The following is an 18,578-nucleotide window of genomic DNA, read 5'->3' on the forward strand; positions in this document are numbered from 1 at the left end:
TGATCAGGGTGCTGGCCTTGCGCGAGGAAATCGAGAGCAACGCCCCGACCTCATCCCCGAGATAGGGGTATTCGGCGAAATCCGTACCGACCACCAAATCGGCGAGACAGCGTGCCAGGACCGCGTGCGCGTGATTCACGGCGCGGTAGGCGTCCTCGATTGCGTCGAGGGTCTCGTCCGGGGTCATATTCCTATTCTATCGCGCCGAAAATAGTGATCATGGCTCTATGGGGTGAAATGTGGAGGCGGATTCCGTAGCAGTGCGCCATCATTTGCGGAAATGACGCTTCAGGTGGGACGGCCGGGGTGGGCGGCATCAAGTAGGCGCGCGTGGTCGGTCTCGGTGAAGCCCTTCTGCTCGCTTGCGGCCGCGGTGCAGGCGGGTGCGGTAGATCAGCGGACGGGTGCACACCCGAGCGGCCAGCGAGATGCGGCCGGAACCGGCGGCGCTGACCCGTGCCACCGGGGTGCGGCCTCAGGCCTTGGCCTGCCTCGTCCTCGAAGCACAGACAGGCCCCCGCATCCGCAAGGACGTGCCGGCCGCGATCTCCTGCTCATCGCTCCAGCCGATCCGGTGCAGCAGGCAATTCTGTGGTTGGTGCCGGGCCGCACTCGGATCAGCTCGGCGGATCCTTGCCAGCGTCCAGCGCTGCCCCCGGGCACTGAGCGAAAGGTTGCGGGTCAGCGGACGCTGACGGGGAGGTGCTGGGGGCCTCGGATGACGCGGGACGGGCAGTAGCGGGGGCGGCCGGTGATGCGGAGGTCGGGGTAGCGGGTGAAGAGGGCCCGCAGGGCGATCCGGCCTTCCAGGCGCGCCAGGCTCGCTCCGATGCAGTAGTGGATTCCCGCCGCGAAGGCCAGGTGGTCGTGCGGGTTGGGGCGGGTGAGGTCGAGGCGGTGCGGGTCGGTGAACACCTCGGGGTCGCGGTTGGCCGCCGCGAGCAGCGCCACGACCGGGCTGCCCGCCGCGAGGTCCTTCCCCGCCAGGGTCGTCGGCGTGCGCGTGATGCGGACGCTGTACTGGGCGGGCGCGTCCAGGCGGAGCGTCTCCTCGACCAGGGTCGCCGCCAGGCCCTCGGGGTCGGCGAGGAACCTCGCGTGCTGCTCCGGTTCGGCCAGCAGGCCGACCACGCCGTTGCCGATGATGTTCGCCGTGGTGACGAAGCCGCCGATCAGCAGCGCCTCGCAGGTCGCGACCAGGCCGGGCTGCGTCATCTCGCCCGCCTCGGTGGCGCGGACCATGCGGGACACCAGGTCCTCGCCCGGCTCCCGCGACCGTCGCGCGCACAGTTCGGTGAAGTAGGCCGCCATCTCCGTGAGCAGCTGGCGGGTCCTGCGCACCTCGCCGGGGGTGCGGGCGCCGTCGACGATCGCGCCGAACTCGATTCCCCAGCGCACGAACAGCTCGTGGTCCGAGGTCGGCATGCCGAGCATCTCGCAGATCACCCTGCTCGGCACCCGCACGGCGAACTCGTCGATCAGGTCCACTGTGGACTGACGGTCGACGCGGTCGAGCTCCTGCTCCACCACGTCGGTGACGAACTCCTCCTGGGCGCGCATCGCCTGCGGGGTGAACGCGGGCGCCACGATCTTGCGCAGCCGCGTGTGCTCCGGCGGGTCGATCGAGGCGAAGGAGTCGTCGAGCGGGTGGACCAGCCGCTGCGCGCTGCCGTCGGTCGGGCGCAGCGCACGCTTGGACACCGTGGTCGGGACCGCGCCGAAGTCCGGTGACCGCAACAGCTTCCCGCAGACCGCGTGCGAGGCGGTCATGTACAGACCGCTGCGGCCCCTGACCAGCTCGCCGCGCTCCCGGACCCGTTCGTAGCGGTCGTAGCCCGCCACGCCGCGCGGCATGCTCAGCACCCGGGAGACCGGGTCGCCCGCCGCCGCCGAACGCAGCAGGCGGGCCTTGCCCCGGTAGAGCCGGAAGGCTTCTCGGATCATCGGTTGGACACCAGCTTCGGGGCGCGGGTGACGCCGTTGGCCAGCAGCTCGGCGGCGATCTCCTCGCGCAGCACGTACTTCTTGATCTTCGTTCCGGACATCGGCCACTCCGTGACGAAGCGGACGTAGCGCGGGACCCGGTAGGTCGCGATGTTGCCGAGGCAGAAGTCGATCAGCTCCTGCTCCGTCACGGCCGTGCCCGGCTTCAGCTCGACGAACGCCGCGGGCACCTCGACGTAGTAGTCGTCCGGCGCGCCGACGACCTGGGCGATGCTCACCGCGGGGTGGCGCAGCAGGTAGCCCTCAACCTCGGCAGCGGAGACGTTCTCGCCGCCGACCTTGAGCATGTCCTTGAGCCTGCTGACGAAGGTGACGCGGCCCTCGGCGTCCATGGTGGCGATGTCGCCGGTGTGGAACCAGCCCTCGTCGTCGAAGACCCGCCGGGTCAGCTCGGGGTCCTTGTAGTAGCCGTCGAAGCAGTTGGAACCTCGGAAGAGCAGTTCGCCCTCCGTCTCCGGTGGCACGTCCTCGCCGGTCGCGGGGTCGATCACCCGGCATTCCATGCCGGGCAGGGGATGCCCGCCCGTGGTGACGCGTTTCTCCAGTGGGTCGTCGCTGTGGTTGAGCGCCAGGAACGAGCACGCCTCTGTCATGCCGAAGCAGGAGACCTGGGTGGCGTCGGGGAGACGGTTCGCCATGTCCCGCAAGCGTTCCGGCACTCCGACTGCCATCACGAACCGCAGCGCGGACAGGTCCCGGGACGCGAAGTCCCGCTGGTTCACCACCGGGAGCCAGATCGTCTCGAAGCCGGGCAGGGCCACCGTGCAGCGCTGCGACTCCAGCTGGTCCAGTGCGGCGGCCGGGTTGAAGAACCCCGTGTGCACGTAGGCGCATCCGCCGTAGATCGAGGCGATGGCGAACGCGATGCCCCCGATGTGGAACAGCGGCAGCGCCGTCCAGATCCGGTCATCCGGGGTGAGCTCGAACCGCTCGTGCACGGTCGCCGAGGCGAAGCGGCTGAACGCCTCGTGGCTGAGCATCGCGCCCTTGGGGCTCGCGGTCGTCCCGGAGGTGTACATGACGATCGCGGTGTCGCGGACCCGAACCAGCCGCTGGCGCCTGCGCAGCTCCTCGTCGGGGATCTCGCTCGCGGCGGCGAGGAAGTCGGAGTCGGCGCCGAGCAGCACGAGGGGCAGCTCCGCCGAATCCAGTGTCTCGGTGACCAGATCGACGAAGTCGGGGGTGGTGAACAGCAGGCGCAGTCCGGAGTGGGTGATGACCTGGTTCAGCTCGTAGCCCTTGAAGCGGGCGTTGACCGGGACCGGGATCGCGCCGATCTTCGCGGCGGCGAACAGGGTCGCGATCGAGTCGACGCAGTTGGGCAGCAGGATGCCGACCGGGTCGCCGTGCCGCACGCCCGCCGCGATCATGCCGCGGGCCACCAGGTCCGCGCGGTCGGCCAGCTCGCGGTAGGTCGCGCCGTGGTCCGGGAACGACAACGCCACTCGATCGGCGTAGTGCGTGGCGCGGCGGTCGAGCAGGTCGCCGAGCGTGGTCGCCTCGACCCATCGCGGGCTCGCTGACTGGGGCATACGACCTCGCTTGTCCGGCGGGTGCTGAGGGATGAACCCTCTGTCAGGGAAACGCCGGTGTCAACTGCCGGACGCTTGCGTTTGGCTGAGACATGAGCAGTACTTCGCACTGGGCCGAAAGGTTGCTGTAAAGGGGTATTTCCGGCATATACCTGTTATGTCGCTGTGCACACTCGCCACCGCGAAGCACTCGTACGACGGCCGACGAGGAGCAAGATCTCATGCTGAACGGCCTGTTCTCCGGTTCCGGAGCGACGCTGACCGAGGTGGTCGGACAGGCGCTGCGCTACCTCCAGGGGCGGCAGCTGCCCGACGGGTCCATTGTGGACGACAAGGAGATCCTGATCTTCCAGGAGTGGGACACCGTCAACGCGCTCAAGACCATCGCGACCTGGCGCGGGGACGTGCCCTACGCCGATGACGGGACCGTCGAGCGCGCGCTGGGCTTCCTGCGGTCCAGGGCGAAGCCGAGCGGGATGCTCAGCTGGGGTGTCCTGGACACCACCCCCGACGAGTACTGCACCGAGACCAGCAGCGAGTTCGTCGCGGCGCTGACGCTGCTCGGGCTCACCGACGAGGCGCTGCCCAAGGCGGAGTTCCTGCGCTCGCGGCAGCTGCCGAGCGGTCCGTGGGAGGAGGTGCACTCCCACATCCCCAAGGCGTTCCAGACCGAGCCGTCGGTGACCGGGTTCGCGATCATGGCGCTGCTCGGGCTGGACCTCGACCCGGAGCACCTCGACGAGGCGCTGGACTTCCTGGTGCGGGCGCAGCGGCCGGAGGGGCACTTCGGGATCAACTGGTACTACTACAGCACCCACTACTACCTGATGCGGCCCGCCGTGGCCGCGCTCGCCGAGTTCGGCCACCACGCCGCCGTCGCCAGCGCCAGGGACTTCGTGCTCTCCCGGCAGCGCGCGGACGGCAGCTGGTACTGCGAGGTCGAGGGCTTCGGCGAGTACTCCTCGCCGGAGCAGCACACCGCGCTCGCGCTGGAGACGTTGGCGCACGCCAGAACCGGCGTCGAGCACCCCGCAGTGCGCCGGGCGCTGACCTGGCTGCTGGAGCGCCGCAGGCCGGACGGCTCCTGGGACGGCGGCTCGTACCCGTACCCCGCCACCAGCTCCTACAGCTCGTTCCGGGCGACACAGCACATCTTCACCACCGCTCAGGTCCTCGCCGCCCTGAGGCGGTTCGTCACGCTGGAGGCTGCCGCATGACCCACTCCGCTGAGCCGATCGCGATCGTCGGAATCGGCTGCAGGCTGCCGGGGGGAGTCACCGACCGCGAGTCGCTGTGGCGCGTGCTCACCGACGGCGTCGACGCGATCGGGCCGATCCCGCCGAGCCGGTGGGACGTCGACCGGTTCTACGCGCCCAAGGCCCAGCAGCCGGGCCGGATGAACGCGCGCGAGGGCGGCTTCCTCGACGAGATCGACACCTTCGACGCGGCGTTCTTCGGGATCTCCGGCCGCGTCGCCGAGCAGATGGACCCGCAGCAGCGCCTGTTGCTCGAAGTCAGCTGGGAGGCGCTGGAGGACGCCGGTGTCGTGCCGGACAGCCTCGCGGGCGGCAGGACCGGTGTGTTCGTCGGCGCGTGCAGCCAGGACTACGGCGGGCTCCAGTCCGCGCCAGGAGAGGTCGAGGGCCTCGGGCCGCACTCGGCGACCGGCACCTTCATGAGCATCGTCTCCAACCGGCTGTCCTACACGCTGGACCTGCGCGGTCCGAGCATGACGATCGACACCGCGTGCTCGTCGTCGTTGGTCGCCGTGCACCTCGCGTGCGAGAGCCTGCGTCGCGGGGAGAGCGAGCTGGCACTCGCCGCCGGGGTGAACGTGATGCTCACCCCGCAGTTCGCGATCGCCTTGAGCCAGGCGGCGATGCTCTCCCCGGACGCGCGTTCGCGGGCCTTCGACTCCGGCGCCAACGGCTACGCGCGCGGCGAGGGCGCCGGTGTCGTCGTGCTCAAGCCACTGAGCAAAGCCTTGGCGGACAACGACCGCGTCTACGCCGTCATCCAGGGCTCCGCGGTCAACCAGGACGGCCGCACGCAGGGCATCACCCTGCCGAGCGGTGAGGCGCAGGAGGCCAACTTCCGCGACGCGCTGCGCAGCGCCGGGATCGCGCCCTCGGAGATCGGCTACGTGGAGGCGCACGGCACCGGGACCCCCGTCGGCGACCCGATCGAGGCCAACGCGCTCGGCAGGGTGCTGCGGGAGGACCGCGCCGAGGACGACCGCGCCTACATCGGCTCGATCAAGACCAACATCGGTCACCTCGAAGCGGGCGCGGGCATCGCGGGGCTGATCAAGGCCACGCTGAGCGTCTACCACCGCAGCATCCCGCCCAGCCTGCACTTCCGCTCGCCCAACCCGGACATCGACTTCGACGAGCTGCGCGTCACCGTGCCGACCGAGGTCGAGTCCTGGCCGCAGCGCTACCCGCGCGCGCTCGCCGCGGTGAACTCCTTCGGATTCGGCGGCACCAACGCGAACGTCGTCGTCGGTGAAGCGCCCACCGTCGTCGCTCCCGAGCCCGTGAGGTCCAGCACTCCTGCGGTGATCACCCTCAGCGCGCGCAACGCGACCGCGCTGGGGCAGCTCGCCGAGCGCGTCGCGGACCGGCTTGAGCGCGAACCCGTTGACCCGGAACGACTTGCGGCCTACCTGGCGCTGCGCCGCGCGCACCACGGCCACCGCATCGCCGTGATCGGCAGTGACACCAAGGAGATCGTGGACGCGCTGCGCGCCCGCGCCACCGAGGAGACCACTGCCGGTGGCGCTCGCGGCAAGATCGCCTTCCTGTACAACGGCCAGGGGCCGCAGTGGTACGCGATGGGACGGAGGCTGCTGGAGACGAGCCCGGTCTACCGCGAGAAGATCCTGGAATGCGACCGGCTCGCCCAGAAGTACCTCGGCTGGTCGATCTACGAAGCCCTGACCGCGGACGAGGCCTCCTCGCGGGTGAACGAGACGCAGTGCCTGCAGCCCACGATGTTCGCGCTCCAGGTCGCCCTGACCGAGCTGTGGAAGTCGTGGGGTGTCGTCCCGGACGCCGTGCTCGGGCACAGCATGGGCGAGATCGCCGCCGCGCACGTCAGCGGCGCGCTGGACCTGGACACCGCGTTGCGGGTGATCTGCCACCGTTCCCGCATCCAGGAGAACGCCGACCCCACCGGCGGCATGATGTTCGTCGCGCTCGGCAAGGACGAGGCGCTCGAACTGTGCGAGCGCCACCCCGGCGAGCTCTGGCTCTCCGCCGAGAACAGCCCGCGCGCCAGCACGCTGTCGGGCCGCATCCCCGTGCTGGAGGCCCTCGTCGCCGAGCTCGGCGAGCGCGGTGTGTTCGCGCGCGTGCTCAAGGTCAACTGCGCCTGCCACAGCCAGGACATGGACCCGCTGCGCGAGGAGCTTCTGTCCACTTTGGATGGAATTGCCTGCGGACCCGCCACGATTCCGATGTACTCCACGGTCCTCGGCGCGCGGATCGACGGGACGGAGCTCGGCACCGACTACTGGTGGCGCAACTTCCGGCAGCCGGTCCTGTTCGAGCCCGGCATCCGCGCGCTGGTTGCCGACGGCGTGGACACGTTCGTCGAGCTGAGCCCGCACCCGGTGCTGGCCAACTCCCTCAAGGAGATCACCGAGGACGCGGTGGTCCTCGCGTCGCTGGTGCGCAAGAAGGACGACTGGTCCACCTTCCTCGGCGCGTTCGCCGACCTCTACACCGCGGGCCACGACATCGACTGGACGCGGCGGCACGCGGCGGCGGGCGCGGTGGACCTGCCGACCAACCCGTGGGTTCGCGAGTCGTACTGGAACGAGAGCGAGGTGTCGCTGCGCTACCGCGCGGGCGGCCAGGAGCACCCGATGCTCAAGCGGGTGGACTCGGTCCGCCCGACCTGGGAGATCCGCTGGGACGACTACCGGCTCACCTGGGTGAAGGAGCACGACGTCTTCGGCTCGGTGATCGTGCCGGGAGCGTCCTATGTGGAGGCCGCGCTCGTCGCGGCGCGCGAGCTCACCGGTGAGACCTGCGGCCTGGACTACGTCGCCTTCGAGCGCGCCTGCGTCCTGGACGAGGACGACCCGCAGCTGAGCCGGATCGAGCTGAACCCCGACGACGGCACCTTCCAGGTGCACCACCGCTCCGTGCGCGGCTCGACGTGGGTTCGCGCGGTGCACGGCCGGTTCCACCGCGATCCGTCCTCTGTGGACTCCGGACGCGTGTTCGACCTCGCCGAGATCCGGTCCCGGTGCCTGCGGACCTTCTCCGCGACCGACGTGTACGGAGTGCTGCGGGACAACGGGTACCGCTACGGCCCGACGTTCTGCGGCATCGACCGGCTCCAGGTGGCACCGAGCGAGTCGTTGGCGCGCATCGTGGTTCCCCGCGTCCTGCGCCGCTCACTTGCCGGGTACCTGTTCCACCCGGCGGTGCTCGACGCCTGCTTCCAGAGCGGGATCCTGCATCCGGTCGACGACAAGTTCGCCGAGCTGCTGCCGTACACCTACCTGCCCACGTCGGTCGGTTCGGTGCGGCTGCACGGTGACCTCTCGCGCGCCGCGTACTGCCACACCCTGGCCCGCAAGCACGACGTGAACGGGCTCTCCGTCGACATCCACGTGCTCGACGAGAACGGCAAGCTGCTCGCGGAGTACGTGCGGCTCGAAGGAAAGGTGCTGCGTCAGGGCGGTTCCGACGGCGAGGACCGGATCGACGACCACCTCTACCGCCTCGCGTGGCAGGTCGATCGCGAGGCTCGCGGGGCCGGTCAACCGCTCGCCAGCGCGATCACGGTGGCCCCCACCGAGATCGCCCCGGAGCTGTCGGAGGAGGCCGCCGCGTCGGCGGTCCGGCTCGCGCGGCACGCCTACGCCACCGACTACCAGCGGGACCTGAAGGAGCTCTGCGCCGCTTACGTGGTCAACTGCCTGGTGGAGTTCGGAGTCGGCGAGGAGTTCGGCGTCGATGACCTCCCCGGCCTGCAACCACGGTTCCGGCAGGCGATGACCGGGTATCTGCGGTTCCTGGCCGAGGACGGCGTCCTGAGCCGGGAAGGCGACCGGTTCCGCGGTGACCAGATGTCCACTTCGGACATTGAGGCGCTGTGGTCGCGGGTCTTCACCCGGCATCCGTCCGCGGCGTGGGAGCTGTTGCTCCTGCGCAAGACCGGAACGCGCTTGCACGAGGTGCTGACCGGCGCGGCCGACCCGTTGGAGCTGTTGTTCCCGGCGGGATCCCAGGACGAGACCGAGCCGATCTACCAGAGCTCCCCGGTCGCGCGGCTCTACAACCTGGTCGTGAAGCGCGCGCTGGAGCGCTTCGTCGCCTCCACCGACCCGCGGCGAACGCTGCGGGTGCTCGAAGTCGGTGGCGGCACCGGTGGCCTGACCGTGAACGTGCTCGGTGTGCTGCCGCCCGAGCGCACGGAGTACGTGTTCACCGACGTCTCGGCCGCGTTCGCGCAGGCGGCGACGGAGCGCTTCGCCGACTACGGCTTCGTCACCGCGCGCACGCTCGACCTGGAACGTGATCTCGAAGAGCAGGGGATCAAGCCCGGCTCGTTCGACATCGTGCTCGCCTCCGACGTGGTGCACGCGACCAGCGACCTGAAGAGGACGTTGTTCCACCTCCAGGACGCGCTCGCCCCCGGCGGTGTGCTCGGGTTGATCGAGGCGATGCCGGGCAACCGGCAGCTGGACCTCACCTTCGGTCTCACCACGGGATGGTGGGCGTTCCGCGACCTGGCTCTCCGCAAGGACGGGCCGCTGCTGGACGCCGACGCGTGGCAGGAGGTGCTGCGCTCCTCGGGCTACACCGACGTCGTGGCGATCGGCGACCCCGGCCACACCGGAGCCGGAGCGCAGGCGGTGCTGCTCGCCCGCACACCGGTGTCCGAAATGGACGGTGGTGTCGTCGAGAGCTACGTGATCGGTGACCTCAGCGAGTGGTTGGTCGTCGCCGAACCCGGTGACCCGCTCGGGGCCGAGCTGGCCGACCGGATCAACGGTGGCGGTGGCCGCGCGATCCTCGCCGCGCCCGGCGACGACGTGCCACTGTCCACTCCGGTCGGTGTCGTCAAGATCGTCCCGAACGGCGGGGCGGACGCGGTCGCCGCCGGTGCTCAAGCCGGCCAGGAGGTCGCCGAGCTCCTTCAGGCACTGGAGAAGCACGAGTTCGAGACCTGGCCGCGGCTGTTCGTGCTGACTCGTGGCGCGCAGGCGGTGCGGTCCGGTCCGGTCGAGCTCGGCGGCTCGTTCGTGTGGGGCCTGGGCACCGTTGCCGGACTGGAGTACCCGCAGGCCCGCTGCACGATGATCGACCTCGCCGCCGAGCCGGAGCACGGCGAGATCGAAGCGGTGTGGAACGAGCTGATGGCCCCGGACACCGAGCGGGAGGTCGCGCTGCGGGCGGGAACGCGCTTCGTCCGGCGGCTGCTCTCGTTGCCGCCACAGGAGGTCAGCGAACCGGTCCGCGCCACCGACCTGCCGGACGACGTGGGTTACGCGCTCGAACTCGGTTCTCCCGGAGCGCTCGACGAGCTGAACTTCGTCGCGGTGCGACGTGAAGCGCCCGGCCCCGGCCAGGTCGAGATCGAGGTCGTCGCGGCCGGGCTGAACTTCCTGGACCTGATGACCGCGCTCGACCAGGTGCCCGCGTTGGACACCGCGCGCTCGTACCGCTTCGGCGCGGAGTGCGCGGGCGTGGTGACCCGCGTCGGCGCCGGAGTCGGTGACCTCGGCGTCGGCGACGCGGTGATCGCGGTGAGCAGCACGCAGCTCGCGATCGCCTCGCACGTCACGCTCGACGCGGTGAACGTGGTCGGCAAGCCCGACTCGATCGGTTTCGAGGAAGCGGCCTCGACGCCGATCGTGTTCCTCACCGCGTGGTACGCGCTGGAGCGGCTGGCCAGGATCCGTGCGGGGGAGCGGGTGCTGATCCACTCCGCGACCGGTGGCACCGGCCTTGCCGCGATCCAGATCGCGCGGCGCGCGGGCGCGGAGGTCTTCGCGACCGCCGGGACGCCGGAGAAGCGCGCGTTGCTGCGCTCGCTGGGCGTCGAGCACGTGATGGACTCGCGCTCGCTGGACTTCGTCGCCGAGATCCGGCGGGTCACCGGTGGCGCCGGGGTCGACGTCGTGCTGAACTCGCTGACCGGTGAGGCCGCGACCCGCAGCCTCGACTGCCTCGCGCCGTACGGGCGGTTCGTGGAGATCGGCAAGCGCGACCTGCTCGACGACCGCCGCCTCGGGCTGCGGCCGTTCCTGCGCAACCTCGCCTACCTCAGCTTCGACCTGCGCCAGCTCATCGTGGACCGGCCAGGCGAGGTGCGCGACGAGCTGGCGCGGCTGGCCGGGCTCTTCGCCACCGGCGAGCTGACCCCGTTGCCGCACCGGGTCTTCCACGCCCGCCAGGCCGAGGCCGCGTTCCGGCAGATGGCCGCGGCCCGGCACATCGGCAAGCTGGTCATCGCCATGGACGAGCGGGACCTGCCGGTCGTGGGCCTGCCGAAGCCGCGGCCGGAGACCGGTGGCGGGACCTGGCTGATCACCGGTGGACTCGGCGGTCTCGGGCTGGCGATGGCCGACGCGCTCGCCGAGTCCGGGGTCGAACACCTCGTGCTGCTCGGACGTTCCGGCGCGAGCGGCCCGGAGTCGAAGGGCCGCGTCGACGCGTTGCGCGCTCGCGGCGTCGAGGTCGTCGTGGAGTCCGCCGACGTCGGCTCGCGGGAGGAGCTGGCCGGTGTGCTCGACCGGATCGCCCGCGACCTGCCGCCGCTGGCCGGTGTGCTGCACTGCGCGATGGTGCTCGACGACGCCCTGCTCAGCGATCTGGACCGGGAGCGGCTGGACCGCGTCGTCGGACCGAAGGCGCTGGGCGCGTGGCACCTGCACGAGCTGACCGCGCACCTGCCGCTGCGGGCGTTCGTGCTGTTCTCCTCGGCGGCTGCCATGATCGGCAACCGGGGCCAGGCCAACTACGCCGCGGCCAACATGTTCCTCGACCACCTTGCGGAGTTCCGTGTGGCACAAGGACTTCCGGGCCTCGCGGTGAACTGGGGCGCGGTCTCCGACGCCGGGTACGTCGCCCGGCACTCCGATGTCGCGAGGGTGGTGGCGTCCACCGGTATGCGGGACTTCACCGCTCGCGAGGCGTACCGCGCGCTGAGCCTGCTGTGGGTCGGCACCCGCGCCAACGCCGGTGTGCTGCCGATGGACTGGCCGAGGTTCTTCCAGCAGCACGGGTTCGACGGCGACGAGCAGCCGCGCTACGCCGAGCTGTACGACCTGCACGGCTCCGCCGCGGCCGACCAGGGCGGTGGTGGCTCGCTGCGGCAGCGGCTGCGGACGCAGCTCGGTGAGGCGCGTGGCGTGCTGCTGCGCGAGGTGCTGCGGGCGCGGGTGGCCACGGTGCTCGGCATGCCGCTCGGCGACCTCGACGAGGGCAAGCCGCTGATGGACTACCTCGACTCGCTGCTCGCGGTGGAGATCAGCTCGTGGCTCGAACGCGAGCTCGGCGCCAAGGTGACGATCATGGAACTGATGAAGGGCCCGAGCGTGGCGCAGCTCGCGGAGCAGCTGCTCCAGCGGATGCCGGACTCGGCCGAGACAGAGGTCGCGGGGTAGTCGGACAGGTGGAGGAGATCGAGGTCGAGCTGCCCCGTGCGGGGATCACCCTGCGGGGCAGGCGGTCCGGCCGACCGGGCGGTCTGCCGGTGCTGTGCCTGCACGGGTGGCTCGACAACTGCGCCAGCTTCACCCCGCTGTCCGAGCGGGTCGAGGGCCTTGACCTGTTCGCGTTCGACCTGCCGGGGCACGGCCTCTCGGACCCGATCCCCGGCCCGACCTGCCAGTACCTGGACTACGTCGCGTGCGTGCTCGAACTCGCGCGGGTGCTGGGGTGGGACCGGTTCCAGCTGGTCGGGCACTCGCTCGGCGGCGCGCTCTCCGCGCTGATCGCGGGCGCCCGGCCAGAGCTGGTCGAGCGGCTGGTCCTGCTCGACGCGATCGGTCCGCTGTCGGCCGATCCGGTCCTCGGCCGCGACAGCGTGACCCGCTACCTCAACGCCTACCTGGCCGACGAACCCGCGCCGGTGTACCGGAGCAGGTCACAGGCGTTGAAGGCGCGGATGCAGCTCGCCGACATCCTGCTCGACACCGCGGACCGGTTGCTGGAGCGCGATCTCCGGCAGGTGCCCGGCGGGTTCTCCTGGCGCAGCGACGTCCGCCTGCGCTACCCGTTCACCCTCACCTTCTCCGAGGAGCAGGTCCGGTCCTACCTCGCCAACATCACCGCGCCGGTGCTGTTCGTCGGGGCGGAGCGGACCGCGCTCAAGGAGGACTACTACGAGGGCCGGTTCGCCGCCGTTCCCCGGCTCCGGCGGGTGACGCTGGCGGGCGGGCACCACCTGCACATGGAGAACCCGGACCCGGTCGCCGAGGCGGTGCGCGACTTCCTCACCGAAGTTCCCTGAGGTTCCCGTCTGGCGGGTGTCCGTCCCGGGTGGTCCTCTTCGTCGTGAGGGTGGAACCACACCACGAGGAGGACCGGTGCACTACATGCTGATGATCTGCGGGGACGAGTCGGCCGCCGAGCACGCCAACGACGGCTGCGGCGGCTGGTCGGAGGAGATGCGGGCCAGGGGCGTGCTGCGCGGCGGCGGTGGGCTGCGCCCGCCGAACGACGCCACCACCGTGCGGGTGCGCGACGAGCAGCTGCTGCTCTCCGACGGGCCCTTCGCCGAGACCAAGGAGCAGATCGGCGGGTTCTGCCTGATCGAGTGCGCCGACCTGGACGAGGCCATCGAGATCGCGTCGAAGCACCCAGCCGCGACCTACGGCACGATCGAGATCCGGCCGATGTACGTGCCGTGACCGCCGAGGTCAACGACGCCGTCGCCCAGGCGTTCCGCGACGAGTGGGGTCAGGTCGTCGCCACCCTGATCCGCATCACCGGCGACTGGGACCTGGCCGAGGAGTGCGCCCAGGACGCTTTCGCGCTCGCACTGCGGACCTGGCCGCGTGACGGCGTGCCCACGAAGCCGGGCGCCTGGCTGACCACGGCCGCGCGCAACCGGGCGACCGACCGGCTGCGTCGCGCGGCCGTCGGCGCCGCCAAACTGCGGGAGGTCGCCGCGATGACCCACGAGCCGACGGTCGAGGCCGACGAGATCCCGGACGACCGGCTCCGGCTGATGTTCACCTGCTGCCACCCCGCCCTGGCCCCGGAGGCGCGGGTCGCGCTCACGCTGCGCACCCTGGCCGGGCTGAGCACGGCGGAGATCGCCAGGGCGTTCCTGGTCGGCGAGCAGACCATGTCCAAGCGCCTGACCAGGGCGAAGCAGAAGATCAAGAACGCCGGCATCCCGTACCGGGTCCCACCGGCGCACCTGTTGCCGGAGCGCACCCCCGCCGTGCTGGCCGTGCTGTACCTGCTGTTCAACGAGGGCTACTCGGCGACGGCGGGCGCGGAGCTGGTGCGCCGCACCCTCGCGGCGGAGGCCATCCGCCTGGCGCGGGTGCTGGTGCGGCTGATGCCCGACGAGCCGGAGGCGGTGGGGCTGCTCGCGCTGATGCTGCTGCACGACGCCCGCCGCGAGACCCGCTTGTCCGCCAGCGGCGAGCTGGTCACGTTGGCGGAGCAGGACCGCGGCCGCTGGGACGCCGCCGCGATCGGCGAAGGCGTCGCGCTGCTCGACGGAGCCCTGCGCCGCGGCCGTGCCGGCCCGTACCAGGTGCAGGCCGCGATCGCCGCATGCCACGCCACCGCGGCGTCGGCCGAGGACACGGACTGGCCGCAGATCGCCGCGCTGTACGGCCGGCTCGCCCGGCTGACGCCGTCGCCGGTGGTGGAGCTCAACCGCGCGGTGGCGGTGGGCATGGCCGACGGCCCCGCCGCAGGGCTGCGCCTGGTGGAGGCGCTGCGGGAGTCCGGAGCGCTGGCCGGGTACCACCTGCTGCCCGCGACCAGGGCCGACCTGCTGCGCCGCCTGCACCGCGACGCCGAAGCGGCCGCGGCCTACCGCGAGGCGCTGGAGCTCGCGACGACGGACACCGAACGCCGCTACCTCGCGAAGCGGCTCGACGACGTGGAGGGACATCGATGAAGGAGTACCGCGTGATCACCACCCCGGTCGTGGTCGCGCTGCCGATCGAGGACCGCAGGAGGTCCTTCGACTTCTACCGCGCGCTCGGCTTCGAGCCCCTCGGTGAACCGGCGGAAGACGGCGTGCCGGAGCCGCTCCAGTTCGCGCTGAACGACGGCTTCCGCCTGATGCTGGTCCCCACCGGCGGCTTCGGCTGGGTGATCGGTGGCCGCGCCGTGGCTCCGCGAGAGTCCAGCGAGTGCGTCTTCAGCCTGGCCGCCGCGACCGGCGACGAGGTCAACGAGATCGTCGACCGCGCCCGCCGGGCAGGAGCGCACGTCGTCACTGAGCCCGGTCAGCAGCCGTGGGGCTACGTCGGCGTTTTCACCGACCCCGACGGCCACGCCTGGATGGTCACCTCAGCGCCCCCGCCCTGACCTTCCGCCCCCCTCTGGTTCGCGTTTTGTAGGCATATTGCGAATTGAGAGCGCTCTCTACCGCATTAAGCCTACAAAACGCGCAAATCCGACAACGTCAGCCCATGGGGAGCGGCACGACGACGGGTCAGTTCGCCAGTGGTGGTTCTCGGGGGAGTCGAAACGGGAAAAACGGATAATTCGCGGCGTGCGGGACTTTGCTTAGGTCAAGGCGTGGAGCAGTGCCGCATGGGGATGGGCCGACGGGGCCGGAATTCGGGTCACCCAGGCCACGTGCCCGTCGGGGCGGAGCAGCACCGAGCGCACGTCCTCCCACTCCGGGTGGCGTGATGTGTCCATTGTGGACGCATGGACGACGTCCACCATCGGGCCCAGGTCCGCGTACGTGTCGCCGGTCAGGTCCAGGAGCACGAAGCGGCCGGTGCGCAGCAGACCGAACACGGTGGTCTCCTGGCCGAGGTCCAGGTCCGGCATCCGTTGTCCCACAAGCACGTCCGCACCGGCCACGGGGTAGGTCACCCCCAGGCCGGACAGCTGCGTCGCCAGCTCGTGGTTGAGCGACGGATGCCTGGCCAGCATCTCGTTGAACCTGGTGCGCAGGGCCTTGCTCTCCGGGGTCGTCGCGATCACCAGCGCCGTTTGCGCCCTGGTGTCCTCAAGGACCCGCTGGCCCACCGGGTAGCGCTCGGCCTCGTAGCTGTCGAGCAGGGTGTCCGGGGCCCAGCCGTTGACCACCGCCGTGAGCTTCCACGCGAGGTTGGACGCGTCCTGCATGCCGAGGTTCAGCCCCTGGCCGCCCAGTGGCATGTGGATGTGCGCGGCGTCGCCCGCCAGCAGGATCCGGCCCGACCGGTAGCGCGAGGCCTGGAGGGTGGCGTTGCCGAAGCGGGCCAGGTACGTCGGCTCATACATGCCGAAGTCCGTGCCGACCACCCGCCGCGTGCTCTCCCGCAGCTCCTCCAGGGTGAGCGGTGCGTCCTTGGCGGTGTGCAGGGTCGCGTGGTCGATCGGCGAGACCCGGTAGCGCCCGTCGCCGAGCGCGGTCAGGAACAGCGCGCCCCGGTCGCAGTTGACCGTCCACGAGACGGCCTCCGGCGGGTCGGTCAGCCGCACGTCGCCCATCGCGACGCTCATCGTCGACGGGGTGCCGACGAACTCGATGCCCGCGGCCTTGCGCACCGTGCTCGACGGCCCGTCGCAGCCCACGACCCACCGTGCGCGGAAGCTCCTCGGCCCCGTGACGCTCTCGGCGTCGACGACGACCGACTCGCCCTCGTCGCGCACGCCGGTCACGGTGTGGTCGCGCAGCACCTCCACTCCCAGGGCCGAGGCGTGCTCGGCGAGCATCGCCTCGGTCCTGGGCTGGGGGATGAAGAGCACGAAGGGGAACCGGGTGTCCAGCCCGGCGTAGCTCAACCTGTTGTCCAACAGGGCGAAGTGCGAGCTGGGCAGCGCCTTGCCCGCGTCGAGCCAGCGCTGGGCCAGCCCGCGCATCGCCAGCAGCTCCAGGCTCCTCGGGTGCAGGGTGAGCGCCTTGGCCGCGGGCACCGGCTCGGCGAGCCGTTCCAGGACCGTCACCTCGACGCCGCTCCGGTGCAGCTCGCTCGCCAGCCACAGGCCGACCGGCCCTGCGCCGACGATCACCACGTCAGTCATCGAAACCACGTCTCCGTTCCCCCGGCCCGCGTCCCAGTAAAGACGATCACGCCGCCACGACACCCGCGTCCCAGCCGCGCACGACGATCGCGGAGTTGTTGCCGCCCATGCCGACGCTGGTGGTGATCGCCGTGGGCACCGGGGCCGCGACGCCCGTGCCGATCACGTGGTTCAGCTCGGCGCAGCGCGGGTCCGGCTCGGCGAGGCCGTAGGACGGCGGGACCCGGTTGTGGTGGCTGGCCAGCAGCGCGGTGATGAACTCGACCCCGCCCGTCCCGCCGAGCATGTGGCCGGTGGCGCCCTTGGTGCCGCTCACCAGCGGGCCGGAGCCGGGGCCGTCCCCGAAGACCTCGCGGATCGCGAAGGCCTCGGCGGGGTCGTTCATCTTCGTGCCGGTTCCGTGCACGTTGATGTAGCCGACCTCGGTGGTGCTGACGCCGGAGTCCAGCAGCGCCTCTTCCAGGCAGGCGCGCATCCCCGGCGCCTCGTCGGGCCGGATGTCGGACATGTCGTAGGCGTCGCCGCGCAGGCCGTAGCCGAGCACCTCGCCGTAGACGCGCGCGCCGCGCGCCCGCGCGTGCTCCAGCTCCTCCAGCACCACCACGCCCGCGCCCTCACCCAGGATCGTGCCGTCCCGGTCCTTGTCGAAGGGGCGGCAGACGCCGACCCGGGAACCCGTGCGGTTCTGCGCGAAAGCGGCGATGGTGATCTCGTTGACCGCCGACTCCGCGCCGCCGGTCAGCATCACCTCGGCCCGGCCGTACTTGATCTTGTCATAGGCGGCGATGATCGACTCCGCCCCGGAGGCGGACGCGCCGCTGACCGTGACCAGCGGGCCGGTCAGGCCGTGCCGGATGGACACCGCGGAGGTCGGCGAGTTCGGCAGCGTCAGGTTGCACAGCCGCGCGGAGACCGAGCGGCTGCCGCCGCGCTCCAGCAGCGCGTACTGCCGCTGCAGGATCTCGGCGTTGGAGTAGGCGACGCCGATGGCCACCCCGACCCGGTCCAGCTTCCTCGGCTCCCGCGCACTGGCCGAGTGGATCTCGTTGCGCGGCAGGTCCAGGCCCGCGTCGGCCGCCGCGGCCTGGGAGGCGGCGATGGCCAGCCACTGGAAGCGGGCCGTGACCCGGATGTCGCGCTCGGAGATGCCGTGCTCGGCCGGGACGAAGTCCGGCAGCTCGGCGGCGCGTGTGATCGGACAGCGCGAGGTGTCGAAGCGAGTCAGTTCCCCGACGCCGCTGCGACCGTCGCACAGATTGTCGAAGAACTCTTTGACCGTGTTGCCGACAGGAGTGACAACACCGATTCCCGTCACCACTACGCGCCGGCCTTCCACAGCGATCACGTTGCTCCTCACACGCCGCTGAACTGCTCCGAGATTTGGCGGGCAGGACCATAGCGAGACAATGTTGTTGTGCCTAGGGAAGTTGATTAGTCACGCGCATGACGGCTGCTCATCGAGGTTTTTGGGCACTGGGCGCGCGGCGAGATCCGACCGCGCCTCGGTTTTCCGCGCGCGGGTTCCCGTTGATCACTCGTTCGGACCATGTTCGCCGGAGCAACAGCGTCTGCTCGGACCAGTCTGCCAGGGTGAACGCCCTGCTCGGCGCTGGTGGGAGACGTGCGTCCAGTGCCTTCGGGACCATTCCGGTTCAGCGGGGAAAGCCGCTGGCAACTTGTCTATAACCGCTGGTGGCCGGAGCTCGGCCTCGTATTCGAGTCATGGAATCGAGGTCGTTCTTGATCACTCGTATGGAGCAGTTTCACCGATTTGCGGGGCAGGCGTTCGCGCGGCCGCATTACTCGGTTGGTCCCGGGGCGACCATGTTTCGTCCTGGTATAACGTTCTGGTTGCGGACGT

At 70.7% G+C, this 18,578-nt stretch carries 11 protein-coding genes; 6 read left to right on the forward strand and 5 right to left on the reverse strand.

Features of this window, described 5'->3' with window-relative positions; translation table 11 throughout:
• From ACFFQA_RS18815 to ACFFQA_RS18825, 3 genes are all read right to left on the reverse strand, one after another.
• On the reverse strand, nucleotides 1-187 hold a 187-nt coding region (locus ACFFQA_RS18815; protein WP_377853541.1), incomplete at its 3' end, for a hypothetical protein.
• A gap of 494 nt (nucleotides 188-681) precedes the next feature.
• A complete protein-coding gene (locus ACFFQA_RS18820; RefSeq protein ID WP_377853543.1) occupies nucleotides 682-1,944 on the reverse strand; it encodes a cytochrome P450 in 1,263 nt (420 codons plus the stop codon).
• The gene (locus ACFFQA_RS18825) at nucleotides 1,941-3,536 is read right to left on the reverse strand and encodes a class I adenylate-forming enzyme family protein (RefSeq protein ID WP_377853546.1); all 1,596 of its coding nucleotides are present in this window, start codon (nucleotides 3,534-3,536) and stop codon (nucleotides 1,941-1,943) included. Before ACFFQA_RS18825 ends, ACFFQA_RS18820 begins: the two co-directional genes overlap by 4 nt.
• 221 nt (nucleotides 3,537-3,757) lie before the next feature.
• On the opposite strand from ACFFQA_RS18825, the gene ACFFQA_RS18830 reads away from it, so the two are divergent.
• The 6 genes from ACFFQA_RS18830 to ACFFQA_RS18855 all read left to right on the forward strand — a co-directional run bounded on the left by ACFFQA_RS18830 (nucleotide 3,758) and on the right by ACFFQA_RS18855 (nucleotide 15,061).
• The gene (locus tag ACFFQA_RS18830) at nucleotides 3,758-4,753 is read left to right on the forward strand and encodes a prenyltransferase/squalene oxidase repeat-containing protein (protein WP_377853549.1); all 996 of its coding nucleotides are present in this window, start codon (nucleotides 3,758-3,760) and stop codon (nucleotides 4,751-4,753) included.
• Nucleotides 4,750-12,165, forward strand: coding sequence for an SDR family NAD(P)-dependent oxidoreductase (locus ACFFQA_RS18835; RefSeq protein WP_377853552.1), 7,416 nt, complete (start codon nucleotides 4,750-4,752; stop codon nucleotides 12,163-12,165). Before ACFFQA_RS18830 ends, ACFFQA_RS18835 begins: the two co-directional genes overlap by 4 nt.
• An 8-nt stretch (nucleotides 12,166-12,173) precedes the next feature.
• Nucleotides 12,174-13,013 (forward strand): alpha/beta fold hydrolase, encoded by an 840-nt coding sequence (locus ACFFQA_RS18840; protein ID WP_377853555.1) that lies wholly within the window; start codon nucleotides 12,174-12,176, stop codon nucleotides 13,011-13,013.
• Between the two features lie 76 nt (nucleotides 13,014-13,089).
• Complete coding sequence (locus tag ACFFQA_RS18845; protein WP_377853558.1) at nucleotides 13,090-13,413, forward strand: YciI family protein; 324 nt, start codon at nucleotides 13,090-13,092, stop codon at nucleotides 13,411-13,413.
• Nucleotides 13,410-14,645 (forward strand): RNA polymerase sigma factor, encoded by a 1,236-nt coding sequence (locus ACFFQA_RS18850; protein WP_377853561.1) that lies wholly within the window; start codon nucleotides 13,410-13,412, stop codon nucleotides 14,643-14,645. Before ACFFQA_RS18845 ends, ACFFQA_RS18850 begins: the two co-directional genes overlap by 4 nt.
• Nucleotides 14,642-15,061 carry a VOC family protein gene (locus ACFFQA_RS18855; RefSeq protein WP_377853564.1) on the forward strand — a complete coding sequence of 140 codons (420 nt, stop codon included), beginning with the start codon at nucleotides 14,642-14,644 and terminating at the stop codon, nucleotides 15,059-15,061. Before ACFFQA_RS18850 ends, ACFFQA_RS18855 begins: the two co-directional genes overlap by 4 nt.
• Nucleotides 15,062-15,262: 201 nt before the next feature.
• On the opposite strand, the gene ACFFQA_RS18860 is transcribed toward ACFFQA_RS18855, so the two are convergent.
• Together ACFFQA_RS18860 and ACFFQA_RS18865 are read right to left on the reverse strand one after the other, a co-directional pair.
• Nucleotides 15,263-16,717 (reverse strand): FAD-dependent monooxygenase, encoded by a 1,455-nt coding sequence (locus ACFFQA_RS18860; protein ID WP_377853567.1) that lies wholly within the window; start codon nucleotides 16,715-16,717, stop codon nucleotides 15,263-15,265.
• 46 nt (nucleotides 16,718-16,763) lie between these two features.
• The gene (locus ACFFQA_RS18865) at nucleotides 16,764-18,062 is read right to left on the reverse strand and encodes a beta-ketoacyl-[acyl-carrier-protein] synthase family protein (protein WP_377853570.1); all 1,299 of its coding nucleotides are present in this window, start codon (nucleotides 18,060-18,062) and stop codon (nucleotides 16,764-16,766) included.
• Between the last annotated feature and the right edge of the window lie 516 nt (nucleotides 18,063-18,578).

Origin of the sequence: Allokutzneria oryzae (assembly GCF_042429765.1) — a bacterium.
In the GTDB taxonomy this organism is placed as follows: domain Bacteria; phylum Actinomycetota; class Actinomycetes; order Mycobacteriales; family Pseudonocardiaceae; genus Allokutzneria; species Allokutzneria oryzae.

Coding starts and splice junctions, on each gene's coding strand:
- ACFFQA_RS18820 (WP_377853543.1), bottom strand. CDS start 1,944: ATGATCCGAGAAGCCTTCCGGCTCTACCGGGGCAAGGCCCGCCTGCTG.
- ACFFQA_RS18835 (WP_377853552.1), top strand. CDS start 4,750: ATGACCCACTCCGCTGAGCCGATCGCGATCGTCGGAATCGGCTGCAGG.
- ACFFQA_RS18830 (WP_377853549.1), top strand. CDS start 3,758: ATGCTGAACGGCCTGTTCTCCGGTTCCGGAGCGACGCTGACCGAGGTG.
- ACFFQA_RS18825 (WP_377853546.1), bottom strand. CDS start 3,536: ATGCCCCAGTCAGCGAGCCCGCGATGGGTCGAGGCGACCACGCTCGGC.
- ACFFQA_RS18855 (WP_377853564.1), top strand. CDS start 14,642: ATGAAGGAGTACCGCGTGATCACCACCCCGGTCGTGGTCGCGCTGCCG.
- ACFFQA_RS18860 (WP_377853567.1), bottom strand. CDS start 16,717: ATGACTGACGTGGTGATCGTCGGCGCAGGGCCGGTCGGCCTGTGGCTG.